The 14,963-nt window shown below is 66.8% G+C and carries 7 protein-coding genes; all 7 read right to left on the bottom strand.

The features are described 5' to 3' along the window. Positions 1 to 835: 835 nt before the first annotated feature. On the bottom strand, positions 836 to 2,848 hold the full coding sequence (locus tag ACTOWJ_RS16405) for a PKD domain-containing protein (protein WP_441335696.1): 2,013 nt from the start codon (positions 2,846 to 2,848) through the stop codon (positions 836 to 838). 223 nt (positions 2,849 to 3,071) lie between these two features. Further along, positions 3,072 to 5,105 (bottom strand): PKD domain-containing protein, encoded by a 2,034-nt coding sequence (locus ACTOWJ_RS16400; RefSeq protein ID WP_441335695.1) that lies wholly within the window; start codon positions 5,103 to 5,105, stop codon positions 3,072 to 3,074. 279 nt (positions 5,106 to 5,384) lie between these two features. Next, positions 5,385 to 7,325: a M12 family metallo-peptidase gene (locus ACTOWJ_RS16395; protein ID WP_441335694.1), complete on the bottom strand. Its 1,941-nt coding sequence runs from the start codon at positions 7,323 to 7,325 to the stop codon at positions 5,385 to 5,387. Between the two features lie 545 nt (positions 7,326 to 7,870). Next, positions 7,871 to 8,338 (bottom strand): hypothetical protein, encoded by a 468-nt coding sequence (locus ACTOWJ_RS16390; protein WP_441335693.1) that lies wholly within the window; start codon positions 8,336 to 8,338, stop codon positions 7,871 to 7,873. A gap of 351 nt (positions 8,339 to 8,689) precedes the next feature. Next, positions 8,690 to 10,156, bottom strand: coding sequence for a S8 family serine peptidase (locus ACTOWJ_RS16385; RefSeq protein WP_441335692.1), 1,467 nt, complete (start codon positions 10,154 to 10,156; stop codon positions 8,690 to 8,692). A gap of 440 nt (positions 10,157 to 10,596) precedes the next feature. After that, positions 10,597 to 12,354 (bottom strand): S8 family serine peptidase, encoded by a 1,758-nt coding sequence (locus ACTOWJ_RS16380; RefSeq protein WP_441335691.1) that lies wholly within the window; start codon positions 12,352 to 12,354, stop codon positions 10,597 to 10,599. A 720-nt stretch (positions 12,355 to 13,074) separates the two neighbouring features. Next, positions 13,075 to 14,931, bottom strand: coding sequence for a S8 family serine peptidase (locus ACTOWJ_RS16375; protein WP_441335690.1), 1,857 nt, complete (start codon positions 14,929 to 14,931; stop codon positions 13,075 to 13,077). Positions 14,932 to 14,963: the final 32 nt, after the last annotated feature.

The following is a 14,963-nucleotide window of genomic DNA, read 5'->3' as shown; positions in this document are numbered from 1 at the left end:
CCCCCTCAGCGTGCGTTTACAGCTACCACGCGTGGCGCAGGTTGCGTCGATCGATATTTGTGCCACGGCGCGACTGTGCGGCAGCGCCGTCGCGCACAACAAGACGCAAATCCCCTGAATCGACATCGGATTTGTGCATCGTGTCACGCATACGAGCAAGATTTGTTTCTATTGAAATCGGTGTCCGAAACAGGAAATCGAAATTGAGACTTTGCGCGAGTTCAGAATGCGTTGCCGCTCACGATGACGGGGAACTTGCAGGTAGGGTCACGGAGGAATGTCGTCGATCCTCGCGCCGGATCGTCGCCTCGCGCGGCTTCATGCTGCAGTGCACGAGCGCGGCGATGGCGAAAGCGCCGAGACGCTTCACCCCTCAAGCGATCTGGACCACGAGGTCTTTTGTGGGAGGGCTACAGCCTCGACCTGGGCGAATTCGCCGAGCCGCTCACCCTTCAAGCGATCTGGACCACGAGGCCTTTTGTGGGAGGGGCTTCAGCCCCGACGCTGTTCGTTCCGGTCGCGACAGAATCTAGTAGCGCAACTGGAGAACACCGCGAACCGATCGAACAGCGTCGGGGCTGAAGCCCCTCCCACAAAAGACTTCCAGGCTCTGTCGATGCTTGGTATCCCCGGGTTGCATTACTTGGCGCTGTAACGATCGGGACGAATCGAACAGCTTCGCGGCTGAAGTCCCACAACAGACTTCCAAACCTTGTCGATGCTCGCTTGGGCCCGCAGCCGGGAAGCGAAAAAAAGAAACCCCGGCTTCGGCCGGGGTTTCTGGTTCAACTACCGCATTGGCGTCGGCATCGGCGAGCGATGCCTCACGGCTCGATCAGAACGTGATGCTCCACTTGTCGATCTTGCCGACGTCGCCGGCGCCGTTGTCGTTGACGCGCAGCTTCCAGGTACCGTTGAGCGCCTCGCTCGACAGGTTTTTGTTGTAGGTCTGGATGATGTTGTCGGCGCTGCCGCCGGTGCGGTTGTGCAGGTTATAGACCGTACCGTCCGGCGCGACCAGGTCGACCTTCAGATCGCTGCGGTAGGTGTGCTTGACGTCGATCGCGATCGGCGTGCTGCTGCCGGCGTTGCCGCTGCGGCCCGACACCACGATCGCGCTTTCCACCGTGGCCATGTCGCTGATGGTCACATCGGTTTCGTTGCTGTAGGTCTGCACACCGCCCGGGCTGGTCACGGTGACCGACGCGGTCTTGGTGTGGGTGGCGCCGTCGTCGTCGGTGACGGTCAGGGTGACGGTGTAGGTGCCCGCCGCGCTGTAGGTCTTGGACGGATTGGTCGCGGTGGAGGTGGTGCCGTCGCCGAAGTTCCAGTTGCGCGAGGCGATGCTGCCGTCGCTGTCGCTGGAGCTGTCGGTGAAGCTCACCGTCAGGCCGCTGGCGCTGGAGCTGAAATTGGCCGCCGGCGGGTTGTTGCCCGGCGATCCGCCCGAATCCAGACCGTCGATGAACTGCGAGCCGGTGGCGGACGCGTCGAGCCAATCGCTCAAGCGCGTTCCGACGCTGCCACCGCCGGTCCAGGAGGTGAAGATGCGGCCGTACCAGTCCTTGCGATTGGCGCCGGTCGCGCTGCAGCTGGACGGACCGCCGTAGAGCTGGCCGATCACGCGCTTGTCGGCGCTGTACAGCGGCGAGCCCGAGGATCCGCCCTCGGTGACGCCGCCGGTGGCGAACCACTGCACATGCAAGGCCTGGGTGCCGGCCTGGCCTTCGAAACCGCCGAACGTGGTGGAGCCTTCGACCAGGCTGATGCGCTTTTCGGCCACGCGCGGATGGTGGATCGCGACCGCGCCGGAGAACTGCTGATCGCGGCGATCCCAACCGGCCCAGTACAGGTTGTAAGTCGGGTTGGCGGCGGTGCTGAGTTCGAGCAGGGTGAAGTCGGACGCTTCGTTGGTCGCGCGCAGGGTCGCGCCGGTCTGCGACTGGCTCAGCGAACCGTCACCCGGGCTGCTGCTGGCCGACGTGTTCGGCGCGCGGCAGGTGGTGTTCTGGTAGTTCCAGTACACCACCATCGAATTGTTCACCGCGGCGGTGGTCATGCCGCAGTGGTGCGCGGTCAAGAAGTACATCTTCTTGTCGTTGGCGGTGTTGTTCACCAGCGAGCCGGTGCACCACATCGTGCCCTGCTTGGAATACGCGGCGACCGAGCGGATGATGCTGTCGCGGTAATTGTTGCCTTCCGGGCAGGCCACATCGATTTCGCAGGCGCCGGAGCTGCCCTTGGTCTGGTTCAGCGCGGCATCGCGCGCGAGCGCGCCGAAGCCGACGTAATCGTGATTGACCTGCGCCAGGCGCAGCTTGAGTTCGCCGGCGCGCGCGCGCGGCACCACCACTTCGATGATCGCTTCATCGCCCTGCACCACCGGCGTCCACAGCTCGCTCGCGCCGTTGTTGTCGGCCGCGGTGAAGCTGCGCACGCGCGAGGCGTCCGAGCCCGGCTTCTGGTCGGCCGGATAAATCAGCATGCGAGCGCCCTGCGGCAGCTTGAACTGGTCGAAATGGAAGTTCAGCGACAAGGCGTTCTTGGATTCGATGCGCGTGCGCCACACGACGTGGTCGGCGTCGAGATCTTCCCAGGTGCCGCTGTTGAGCGTGTCCAGGTTCACCGGCAAGGCGGTGGCGAAGCGCGGGATCTCGCGGCGCTGTTCGCGCTTGACGTCTTCGGCGCGCAGCTTGGCGACGTCGATCGCAGGCATGCTGCGCACGGCGATGCGGTCGATCCGGGAGATGGCGGCATTGTCGAACGCGGCGGGGCGCAGCGCCGGACCGGCGAGCGCGGTGCCGATCGACAGGGCCAGCAGGCCCAGGGTGAGGGTCAATCGTTTCATGAGTTCGTCCTTAACATTGGGGATTCATGCGATGGATCGCGATGAGTGGCGTTGGATCGAATAGCGGCCGCGGCTGGGCGAAGGCCCGCCGCGGCCGCGACGACGCGGGCGGCGACGGTCCGACCATGGACCGCCGCCGTGTCGCCGCCCCGCCCTTGCGGGACGCGGCGGCGCGCGGGTGACGGCGCGCCCCCTGAGCGCGCCGGAACTTCAGCCGGCAGGCTTAGAAAGTGACACTCCAGGTGTCGATGCGGCCGACGTCCTGCGCGGCGCGATCGGCGGCGCGCAGCTTCCAGGTCCCGTTGAGCGACTCGCTCGACAGGTTCTTGGTGAAGGTGCCGCTGACGTTGTCGGTGCTGGTGCCGGTGCGGTTGTGGATGTTGTAGACCGAACCGTCCGGCGCGATCAGGTCGACGATCAGATCGCCCTTGTATGGGTGAATGATGTTGACCGAGATCTGCGCGTTGCTCGGTGCGTTGCCGCTGCGGCCCGACACGGCGATGTTGCTGGTCACGCCGGTGGCGTTGTTGTCGGGAATGTTGACGTCGGTTCCGTTGGTGTAGGTCTGCACGCCGCTGGCGGTGACCGTGACCGAGGTGGTCTTGGTGTTGGTGATGCCGTCGTCGTCGGTGACGGTCAGGGCGACGGTGTAGGTACCCGCCGCGCTGTAGGTCTTGGACGGATTGGTCGCGGTCGACGTGGTGCCGTCGCCGAAGTTCCAGCTGCGCGAGACGATGCTGCCGTCGCTGTCGGTGGAGGCATCGGTGAAGGCGACGGTCAGGCCGGTGGCGCTGGAGGTGAAGTTCGCCACCGGGATGCCTTCGCTCGGCGAGTTCGAATCCAGGCCTTCGATGAATTGCGCGCCGGTGCCGGACGTGTCGAGCCAATCGCTCAACCGCGACGCCGCGACGCCGCCGCCGGTCCACGAGGTGAAGATGCGGCCGTAGTAGTCGGCCTTCTGTTCCTGCGGCACAGTGCAGCTCGACGGGCCGCCGTGCAGCTGGCCGATCACGCGCTTTTCCGGGCTATACAAGGGCGAACCCGAGGAACCCGGCTCGGTCACGCCGCGGTTGACGCCCCACTGGACGAACACATGGCTGCCATCGCCCGGCGACGGCGGAGTGTAGCTGGCGCCGCCGTAGCCGGTGGTGCGCGAGAGGCTGTCGGAGAAGCTGATGCGCTTGTCGGCGACGTTGGGATGGTGGATCGCGATCGAGCTGTTGTAGTTCTGGTCGCGGCGATCCCAGCCGGCCCAGTACAGGTTGTAGCTCGGGTTGGCCGCGGTGGTGAGCTCCAACAAGGTGAAGTCGGAGGCCGCATTGGTCGCGCGCAAGGTCGCGCCGGTCTGCGATTGCGCCAGCGAGCCGTCGCCGTTGGCACCGCTGGCCGCCGAACCGATCGCGCGGCAGGTCGAATTCTGATAATTCCAGTACACCACCATCGAGTTGTTCACTGCGGCGGTGGTCATGCCGCAGTGATTCGCGGTCAGGAAGTACATCTTCTTGTCGTTGGCGGTGTTGTTCACCAGCGAGCCGGTGCACCACATGGTGCCTTGCTTGGAGTACGCCGCGACCGAGCGGATGATGTCGCGATAGCCGTTGCCTTCCGGGCAGACCACGTCGATGTTGCAGCTGCCAGAAGCCGCTGCGATGCCCACGTCGAGCGCGGCATTGCGCGAGAGCTTGCCGAAGCCGACGTAGTCGTGATTGACCTTGGCCAGGTGCAGTTTGACCTCGCCGGTCTTGGCGCGCGGCACCACCAGTTCGATCACCGCTTCATCGCCCGTCACCACCGGCGTCCACAGCTCGCCGAAGGCGTTGTTGTCGGCGGCAGTGAAGCTGCGCACGCGGTCGGCGCTGGAGTTCGGGCCCTGATCGGCCGGATAGATCAGCATGCGCGCGCCTGCGGGCAGCTTGAAGCGGTCGAAATGGAAGTTCAGCGACAAGGCGTTCTTGGATTCGATGCGCGTGCGCCAGACGACGTGGTCGGCGTCGAGGTCTTCCCAGGTGCCGTCCTTGAGCGTGTCGATGTTCACCGCCAACGCGGTGGCGAAGCGCGGGGCCTCGTCGCGCGCGTTGCGCTTGACGTCTTCGGCGCGCAGCTTGGCCACGTCGATCGCCGGCATGCTGTGCAGGGCGATGCGGTCGACGCGCGAAATGCGCGCGTTTTCGAATGCGGCCGGCCGCAGCGCCGGGCCCGCGAGCGCGGTGCCGATCGACAGGGCGAGCAGGCCTAGGGTCAGGGTCAATCGTTTCATCAGGTGTCTCCGTCCGTTGGGAATTCAGGCGATGGATCGCGATGAGTGGCGCGGAATTGCGAATGACGCCGCGCCCCGCGACCGCCCGCGCGACCGCAGTCCGGCTCGAGGCGAGCCGGCTGTGGTGGCGTGGGCAACGACGGTCCGCGTCCGGACCGCCGCCTGGTCGCCGAACCCGCCGAATAACGGCGGGACGGAACGCGATTGACTAAGCGCTCCCCTGAGCGCGTTCGAACTTCTTCATGGGGCTACGTGATCGGCTGCGTGCGGACACGTGGCTCAGAAGGTGATGCTCCAGGTGTCGATGCGGCCGACGTCCTGCGCGGCGCGATCGGCCGCGCGCAGCTTCCAGGTCCCGTTGAGCGGCTCGCTCGACAGGTTCTTGGTGAAGGTGCCGCTGACGTTGTCGGTGCTGGTGCCGGTGCGGTTGTGGATGTTATAGGCCGAACCGTCCGGCGCGATCAGGTCGACGATCAGGTCGCCCTTGTACGGGTGAATGATGTTGACCGAGATCTGCGCGTTGCTCGGCGCGTTGCCGCTGCGGCCCGACACGGCGATGTTGCTGGTCACACCGGTGGCGTTGTTGTCGGGAATGTTGACGTCGGTGCCGTTGGTGTAGGTCTGCACGCCGCTGGCGGTGACCGTGACCGAGGCGGTCTTGGTGTGGGTGGCGCCGCCGTTGTCGGTGACGGTGAGGGTGACGGTGTAGGTGCCGGCCGCGCCGTAGGTCTTGCTGGGGTTGGTCGCGGTCGACGTGGTGCCGTCGCCGAAGTTCCAGCTGCGCGAGGCGATGCTGCCGTCGCTGTCGGTCGAACTGTCGGTGAAGTTCGCCGTCAGGCCGCTGACGCTGGAGCTGAAGTTCGCCACCGGCGCGGTGTTGCCGCCGGGCGCGCCGCGGTAAGCCGCCATCGCCGCCTTGGTCTGCACCAGCACGCGCTGGTTGTGGTTGCGGTCGGCAGTGCCCATGGCGATGCCGTTGTAGGTCACGTCCGGGTTCGACCAGTAGTTCAGGCGCGGGCAGCCGCCGGTGCAGGCATAGGCCATGATCGTGCGCCACTTGCTGCCGGTGGCCGGCTCGTAGCGATAGCCGTGACCGTAGGCATACGGCGTATTGGTCGGATCGGCGGCCGGATCGTGGCGCGCCGAGAGCAGATGGCCGATCTCGTGGGCGAAGCTGTAGTAGCCGGTGGCGCAGTCGTAATGCACGGTCGCGAACGCGGTGGCCGCGGTCGAACCGATCGAATGGGCAAGGCCGCAGTTGCCGGCATCGTCGATGACCAGCACGCTGACGTCGGCGGCGTTGGCGTCGCGGCTGGCGTGGATGTCGTCCATGTAGCCGTCGGCGGGATCGGCGAAACGTTCCTCGTCGGTGAAGTGGCCGTCGCCGGCCGAGGTGTATTCCACCGTGCGGTAGTTGGCCAGTTCCAGGTTGATGCCGACGTTGGAGTTGGCATAGCCCTGGTTGCTTTCGGCCACGGCCAGTTCGACCAGCGCCTGCATGTCGCCGCCGTACGCGGTGACCGCCTGGTTGGTCGCGACCACTTGCACGCGGATGGTCGCGGTCGCGCCCGGATCGACCGCGCTCGGGCCGATCGCGGCGATCGCGTCGCGAGTGGCCGAGCGCATGTCGAACTGCGGCAGATCCGAATCGCGGTAACCGGCCGGGTGATCGGGCGGCATGCGGTTTTCGTCGACTTCGATCACCGCGTGGCTGCCGTCGGCGAGCGGACGGATGCGATACAGCCGGCCGTCGACGCGCACATTGCCGGTGACACCGTTGCCGCGACGCACCAGCGCGACCGAGTTGCGTTCGTCGTGGCGAACTTCGCGTGCATCGTGGCTGGCGGCCTTCGGGTTTTCGCGCAAATGACCCAGCCACACCGTGCTGCCGCGGCCGGTGTCGCGCGCGCTGTCGAGCACGGCGTTGACCAGATGCGCGCCCAGGCGCAGTTCGATTTCGCGTGTGCCCACGCTGACCACGTTGGCGTCGGCGCGCTTGAGTTGCAGCGAAGCGGTGGCCGGCGCGGCGGCCAGACTCTGCGCTCGTCCGAACGCGGACGCGCCTTGCGCGCTGGCGGTGGCGCGCGCGGGCGCGGCATCGCCGATGAACAACGGCTGCGCGGCGAATGCCGGCAGAACCGCGATGCCCGACACGAGCACGACGGCGCGCGCGGCATTCAGACCGCGCGAGCGGGCGCGGCCGGAAGACTTGCTGATCATGATCTGAAACCCCCGAGGTGGATGGCCGCAACGCGGCAGAAAGTGGCTCGACGCAACTTCGTCAATGCGGGCTATTGGTCTGCCGTCGAAAAATCGCCACCGAACGCCCGGCGATCGGCCGGGCGTGAAGTCGCGAACGCCTCGAATGAGCGTGCCTGCCCTGCTCTTGCGAAGTTCCGTTCGCGGGTCGAGTTCGTCGTCTCGCCCGCATTACGACGCTAGCGGCACAAAGCAAGTGTCGGCAATGCCGCCGGACGCGATTGGCGCGCGTCGTTCGTGATGTTTGTCATGCATCGGAATACTGCCGCCCATGTGCGCCTCCATCCCAACCCATGCACCGATTCGCCGCCGCGCCGATATTGCGCCGCAACGAAAAACCCCGGCTTTCGCCGGGGTTTTGCTTATCGCTTCGCGACCTCGTTCGGCGCGCCATTTCTGTGTGGCGCATCAACCATTCGAGAGCTGACTCATTTGCGCCGGCCCATGCAAAAGCTCGCTCATTCAGGCGCTGGCCGATCTGAAAACCGGCTTGAGCGATCACAGGCTCATTTGTCGATCACCGCCGGACCGCGGATGATCGGATCGAGCATGATGTGATTGTCCGGCTCGATGAACTGCACGTCCGGGTCGTCGGCGAATGTTTCCATCAAGCGCACGGCTTCGGCGCGATCGAGCGCGGGGCTGACGCTGAATACGTCGGCCTGGATGCCCATGCGGTGCTTCCAAGTCAGCTTCAGGCCGCTCTTGTTGGCCAGTCCGGCACGACCGGCGGTCTGATCCAGTCGCGGTTGCACCGCGCCTTGCTGAGTCAGCGGTGCGGTGCCGTCGCGGTACTTGACGATGAACTGCCCGAACGGCCCGTTGCCGACCGGCGCACCGACCTGCGCCCCGTGCGCGCCCTGCTTCGGCGCGGCGGACGGCGCCTGCTCCATCGTCGACGCTTCTGGCGATCGGGCCGGGTTCGCATCCGGACCGGGTTGATCGACGCCGGGCTTGCTGGTGCTTGCGGCCATGGGGAGTGACTCCGACTGGGCGAGTGCATCGTCGGCTGGCGCGTCCGACGGGGCGGGAGCGGCGGAACAGGCGCTGATCGCCAGACATAGCGACAAGGCCAGGACGGACGCGGCGAGGAAGTTAGGAGAGTTCGGCATGCGGGCGACTCCTGGCAAGGAATAATCTGCAACGCGCCAAGGGGCGCGGCGGGGTCGATACACCGTCCAAGGTATCCAAACGGCTGAAGCGCTGCTGCGCGGTGATTCTCTCACGGCGTATCGCCGCGCCGTGAACGGCCAGGCCCGGCGATGGAATCGTCGCCGGGCCGGATTGCGCGAAGCGCGCCGACGATGGCGCGCTTCGGCGGATCGTCAGGGCTGGGGCTGGCGTGCACGCGTTACCGCCGCGGCCGCGTCGACCAGACCCGCGCCGCAGCCGCCGGGACAATTCGCCGGCGCGATCGGACGCGCGGTTTCGGTCAGTATCCCGAGCACCTGCTGGAACGTCCGCGGCGTGACCGAGGCCGCCTGTATCAGCGCGACCACGCCGGCCACATGCGGCGCGGCCATCGAGGTGCCGTCCAGATAGGTGTAGTTGTTGCTGCGATAGGTCGACGCGATGCCGTCCGCCAAATGGTCGCGGGTGCAATCGGCGGGCTTGTTCACGAATCGGTTCAGCGCGAAGAACTCGGTCTTCGGCGAGCAGCTTTCGCCGCCCGGCGCGGCGATGTCGATGCTCGCGCCGTAGTTCGAGTACCAGGCGCGACGCCCGCCGCGATCGCTGGCGGCCACGGTGATCACGTTGTTGCAATTCGCCGGAGCGAAGTGGCTCACATTGCTGTTGTTGTTGCCGGCCGCCGCCACGACGATCGTACCGTTGGCGGTCGCGGTATCGATCGCGTCCTGCCAGGCCGGAACTTGCGCGCAGCTTGCGTACGCCCCCACCGACAAGTTGATGACATCGGCGGGATTGGGATTGGCCGGCACGCCGGATACGCGTCCGCCCGAAGCCCAGACGATACCGTCGGCCAGGTCCGAAGCGAAGTTGTTCTGGCCGGCTCCCACGACCCGGATCGGAACGATCTTGACGCCCGGAGCGACACCGGCGACGCCCATACCGTTGCCGGTCACGGCCGCGACGGTTCCGGCCACATGAGTGCCGTGAAGAATGCCCTGCGTTCTGAAGGTCGCATCGGTCGGATCGGAATCGCGACCGTTGCCGTCGCTGCCGTCGCTGGCCGAAAGCATGTCGTAGCCCGGCAGCACGTTGGCATTGAGGTCGTTGTGCGAAATGATCCCGGTGTCGATCACCGCGACCACCGCCCCGGCGCCGTCATGGGTATCCCAGGCGAGCGGCGCACGGATACCGACGCTGTCGTTGGCCAGATCCCATTGCGCGCTGAAATGGGTGTCGTTGGGCAGCGCGGCCGGGGCCACGGGCAGATCCGGCTGCGCCCATTCGACATTGGGATCGTCGGCGATGCGCCGGATCAGCGCCTGCATTTGCGCGCGGTTCAAGGCCTTGTCGCTGGCCACCACATCGCTGCCGATGGCCATGCGCCGCAATCGCTTCAACGTGGCGACGGGCTTGCCCGTCGGATCGGAACCGGCCGCCAGGCTGGCGCTACGCAGCGAGGCATCCACCGCCGCCGCCGCGAGCGCCGGCGCGCTGCCGCGTTTGTACTTCACGATGAGCCTGTCGTAGGTCTGTCCCGCTTGCAGGCCAGACAGGTACGCCTGCCCTGCGAACGCTGGAATCGCGGCCAAGACGCTCAATGCGAACAACGCCGCCGCGGCCATCGGCCGTACACGCCGACGGGTGCTGAAAAGCGATTTCATGTGTGGATTCCCTGCTGGGTGCCGCATCGCGGCGAGGTAGGACTTTTCCGCGGCCGCGCCATAGCAGGCTCGACGGCGGGACTTTGTCGAAACGCGCCGCACCCGCGCCGTGCGCCCTGGCGAGAAAACCAAACAGGTCGGCGCCGGCTTCGACCCCGCCGTCTGCGATCCCGGAAACCACGGCCCGCCGCTACAGCAAGATCGTTCGTACGACCTGGGATGTAACGAGGGTCGGACGGACACTCCCCACTAGGACAAGTCTGATTCCGATGCGCAGCGACGATCGTCGGATCCGCGACGATCCCGGACGCAGGCGAGCGGCGCCCCGGCTTCGATCGGCCCGGCTTCGACCGACGACGCCTGCGCGCATAAAAAAAACCCCGGCCGAAGCCGGGGTTCGCGTCGCGCATCGGCGGTCCAGGCCGCCGATCGCACAAGGTTCAGAAGGTGACGCTCCAGGTGTCGATGCGGCCGACGTCCTGCGCGGCGCGGTCGGCAGCGCGCAGTTTCCAGGTTCCGTTGAGCGCTTCGCTGGACAGATTCAAGGTGAAGGTGCCGCTGACGTTGTCGCCGCTGCTGCCGCCGCGGTTGTGGATGTTGTAGACCGAACCGTCCGGCGCGATCAGATCGACGATCAGGTCGCCCTTGTACGGGTGGATGATGTTGACCGTCACCGAGGCGTTGCTCGGCGCGTTGCCGGTGCGGCCCGACACGGCGATGCTGCTCGACACGCCGGTCGCGTTGTTGTCCGGGATGTTGTAGTCGGTGCCGTTGCTGTAGGTCTGCGTGCCCGGCGGCGTGGTGCCGCCGACCGCGTCGACCGCGGCCTTGGCGTTGACGATGCCCGCGCCGCAACCGCCCGAACACGCACCCGGCAGCGCGCGCGCGGTGTTCTTGAGCAGGGTCTCGATCTCGGCCGGGGTCTTCGGCGTGGTCGCCTTGGACTGCAGCAGCGCGACCACGCCGGCCACGTGCGGCGAGGCCATCGAGGTGCCGCTCATGTAAACGTACTGTTCGCTGCCCTGGGTGGTGGTGCCGCTGTTGTGGGTCGAAGCGATCTGATCGCCCGGCGCGGACACGTCGATGCCGGTGCCGTAGTTGGAGTAGCTGGCTTTGGCGCCGGCGGAAGTGGTCGCGGCGACCGCGATCACGTTGGCGCAATTGGCCGGCGTCGAACCGGAGACGTTGGCGGCGTCGTTGCCGGCCGCCACCACGATGGTGGTGCCGCGGCCGACCGCGCCGTTGATCGCGGTCTGGTAGCTGCTCGGGCAAGCGCCGCCGCCGCCCAGGCTCATGTTGATCACTTCGGCCGGATTGGCGTTGGCCGGGATGCCCGACACGCTGCCGCCCGAGGCCCACACGATCGCATCGGAAATGTCGGAGTCGTAGCCGCCGCAACGGCCGAGCACGCGCACCGGCACGACCTTGGCGTTGAAGGCAGTGCCGGCCACGCCCTTGGCGTTGTTGGTCACTGCCGCGACAGTGCCGGCGACGTGGGTGCCGTGCCAGCTCGAATCGCCCGCGGGCGCGTCGTAGCCGGGCGAATCGCACTCGGTCGCGTTGTTCCAGTCGCCTTCGTCGTTGGGGTTGGAGTCGCGGCCGTCGCCATCGCGCGAAACGAAGGTGTCGGAGATGAAGTCGTAACCGGGCAGGAGGTTGGCGTTGAGATCGCTGTGCGGGGTGATGCCGGTATCGAGCACGGCGACCACCGCGCCGGTGCCGGTGGCCACGTCCCAGGCCTGGTCGGCGCGCATGCCGCCGTTGGCGCCGTTGAAGCCGTATTGCACGCCGTAGTGGGTGTCGTTCGGGCTCAGGGTCGGATGGCGCAGCACGTCGACTTCGACGTAGTCCACGTTCGGATCGGCGGCGATCTGGCGCATCAGCGATTCGGCCTGGGCGCGATCGAGCGTGCGTTCGGCGCGCACGACGTCGGCGCCGATGGCGGTGCGGCGCAGGTGCTTGACGCCGAACGCAGCCGGGCCGCGCGCCTTGCCGGCGGCCGTGGCCGCGCTCAGCGCGTTCTGCACGTCGGCGCGGCCGTCGCGGTATTTGACGATGAAGCGGTCGAACTTGTTCGCGGTCTGCAGGCCGCCGAGATTGACACGGCCGGCGGCGAACGCGGAACCGGCGACGGTGGTAGCCAGCACCAGCGCGGTCGCGGCGGCCAAGGTATGTACGCGATTGGAACGGACAGACATCGTGTGAAACCCCCAAAACGAAAGGCCGCGATCGCGGCGGATGTCGTCCGGTGCGGCGCGGCGGCCAACGAGGACGCCGCGCGTCCGGACTGATCATGGATGTGCGTCCCCCCGGACTGCGTGGCACATCCTGAGTTTCACGCTAATGACTTCGAGCGCGCCTCGACAAGGTCTATGAGCGGACTTTTTGCGTATGCATAGTGAAACGAATCACGCATTCGCAACGCCGTTATGTGCCTAACGTCACAACGCAAAAGCAGTAAAACACCCCACCCCGGCGCGTCGCGACGGCTCGCAGCGGGTGCCCGCCCGGCACCGGCTGGTCGGCGCGGGTACGGCCCTGCCGGTGTCGGGTTGCAAAGGATCGACAAGCGCGATTCACGGGCGCCGAACCTCTCCGGCAGCCGCGTTCGGTCGTCGCGTTCGTACTGCGCGATCGCCTCGATATCCGCCGGGTCGAAGCGCGCTCATCGCCTGTCCTCTCGCGTGTCCTTCTCGTCGCCCTCCCCCGCGCGCCGGATCGCCGAGTCCAGGCAGGCGAAACCGATGCGCCCTGCAACGGCAGGGCGAACCATCCAGCCCTCCACGCCGCGCGCGATTCGCGGATACCACCCACGACAGCGCCACCGAGCGCGCAAACGAAAACCCCGGCCGAAGCCGGGGTTCTCGTGAAGCACCGCGCGAGCCCGATGGCCGCGTGGATTCAACCTGCGCGCCGACTCAGAACTTGACGCTCCAGTTGGCGATCCTCCCGGTATCGCCGCCGGCACGATCGGCCGCACGCAGCTTCCAGGCGCCGTTGAGCGCCTCGCTCGACAGGTTCACCGTGTAAGTCTTGACGATGTTGTCGGCGCTGCTGCCGGTGCGGTTATGCAAGTTGTAGACCGTGCCGTCGGGCGCGATCAGGTCGACGATGAGATCCCCCTGGTAGGTATGGACGATGTTGACCGCCACTTCCGCGCTGCTGGGCGCATTGCCGGTGCGGCCCGACACGGTGATCGTGCTGGTCGCGCCGGTGGCGTTGTTGTCCGGGATGTTGGCGGCGGTGGCGTTGCTGTAGGTCTGGGTGCTGCCGGTCGGCGGCGCACCGCCCGCCGCAGCGACCGCGGCGGCGGCGTCGACGATGCCTACGCCGATCGGCTTGGCCCCCGGCGACACCGGGAACGCACGCGCCGTGTTCTTCAGCAAGGTGCGCATCTGCTCCTGAGTCAGCGGCGTCGGCGCGATCGACTGCACCAGCGCGGCGACGCCGGCGACGTGCGGCGCGGCCATCGAGGTGCCGCTGTAGGACTTGTAGGCCTCCGTCGTCGGTCCTTGGGTGCCGTTGTTGACGGTCGACAGGATCGCCGAGCCCGGGCCGGCGATATCGACCGCGGTACCGAAGCTGGAGAAACTCGAACGCGCCCCCGAAGAGGTGACCGCACCGACGGAAATGACCGTGCCGCAGTTGGTCATCGTGTAGCCGACCACATTGCCGTCCTTATCCTTGGAGGTCGTCACATCGGCGTCGCTGTTGCCGGCCGCGACTACCACGATACTGCCGCGCGCGGCCGCGCTTGCGACCGCGCTCTTATAGGACGGCGGACATGCGTCCGGCGCGTTGCCGCCCAGGCTCAGATTGATCACATCGGCCGGATTCGGATTGGCCGGCACGCCAGGCACCGAACCACCCGAGGCCCAGATGATCGCGTCGGAGATATCCGAACCGAAGCCGCCGCAGGGGCCGAGCACGCGGACCGGCAACACCTTGGCCGCGTGCGCCGTACCCGCCACGCCCTTGCCGTTGTTGGTCACTGCGGCGACCGTTCCGGCCACGTGCGAGCCGTGCCAGCTGGACGCGCTCGAACGCGTGGGGGCATTGGGACACTGGCCGACCGTGAACCAGTCGCCCGGATCGGCCGGGTTGGCGTCGCGGCCATCGCCGTCGTTGGCAACGATGAAACCACCCTCCTTAAAACCCGACGTCACGCTATCGCCACTGATCATGTCGTAGCCGGCGATCACGTTGGCATTGAGGTCGCTGTGACTGACGATGCCGGTGTCGATCACCGCAACCACCGTGCCCTCACCCTTGGTCACGTCCCAGGCGCTGGTGGCGCGGATGCCGCCATTACCGCTACCGAAACCGAACTGCTGACTGAAGTTGGTGTCGTTGGGCGTGAAATACGGAACCATCATGATGTCGTTGGATACCGACTCCACATTCGGATCGGCCGCCAGTTGCTTCATCAGCGCCGCGGCCTCGTCGCGATTCAATGCGCGGCTGCTGACCACCACGTCGGTACCGGTCGCGGTACGGCGCAGGCGCTTGAGCTGCACGGCGCGCTTGCCGCCGCCGAAACGGCTGCTGACCGCGGTGGCGGCGGCAGTGGTGGATCGGTTGAAACTGGCAACGTCGCTGCGCGGCGCGCTGCCGCTCTTATAGGTGACCAGGAAACGGCCGAAGGCCTGGCTGCCGTCGGCGCTGAGGCTGGCGACGTCGACGCGATCGGCGGCGAACGCGGAACCTGAAACGCAGGCGATCGCCAGCGCCGTGGCGACGGAGAGAACGTTGAACGAAGTGGAACCTGTGGACATCGGGTATAGCTCCCCTGTGGATGGAACCTGGC

Source organism: Lysobacter sp. CA199 (assembly GCF_052078715.1).
Taxonomy (GTDB): domain Bacteria; phylum Pseudomonadota; class Gammaproteobacteria; order Xanthomonadales; family Xanthomonadaceae; genus Lysobacter.
This window is presented reverse-complemented; position numbering and strand designations above follow the sequence as displayed.

Bases quoted from the DNA above. Each gene is read 5' to 3' on its own strand.
- ACTOWJ_RS16405 (WP_441335696.1), bottom strand. From the start codon at position 2,848: ATGAAACGATTGACCCTCACCCTGGGCCTGCTGGCCCTGTCGATCGGC.
- ACTOWJ_RS16380 (WP_441335691.1), bottom strand. From the start codon at position 12,354: ATGTCTGTCCGTTCCAATCGCGTACATACCTTGGCCGCCGCGACCGCG.
- ACTOWJ_RS16375 (WP_441335690.1), bottom strand. From the start codon at position 14,931: ATGTCCACAGGTTCCACTTCGTTCAACGTTCTCTCCGTCGCCACGGCG.
- ACTOWJ_RS16390 (WP_441335693.1), bottom strand. From the start codon at position 8,338: ATGGCCGCAAGCACCAGCAAGCCCGGCGTCGATCAACCCGGTCCGGAT.
- ACTOWJ_RS16385 (WP_441335692.1), bottom strand. From the start codon at position 10,156: ATGAAATCGCTTTTCAGCACCCGTCGGCGTGTACGGCCGATGGCCGCG.
- ACTOWJ_RS16400 (WP_441335695.1), bottom strand. From the start codon at position 5,105: ATGAAACGATTGACCCTGACCCTAGGCCTGCTCGCCCTGTCGATCGGC.
- ACTOWJ_RS16395 (WP_441335694.1), bottom strand. From the start codon at position 7,325: ATGATCAGCAAGTCTTCCGGCCGCGCCCGCTCGCGCGGTCTGAATGCC.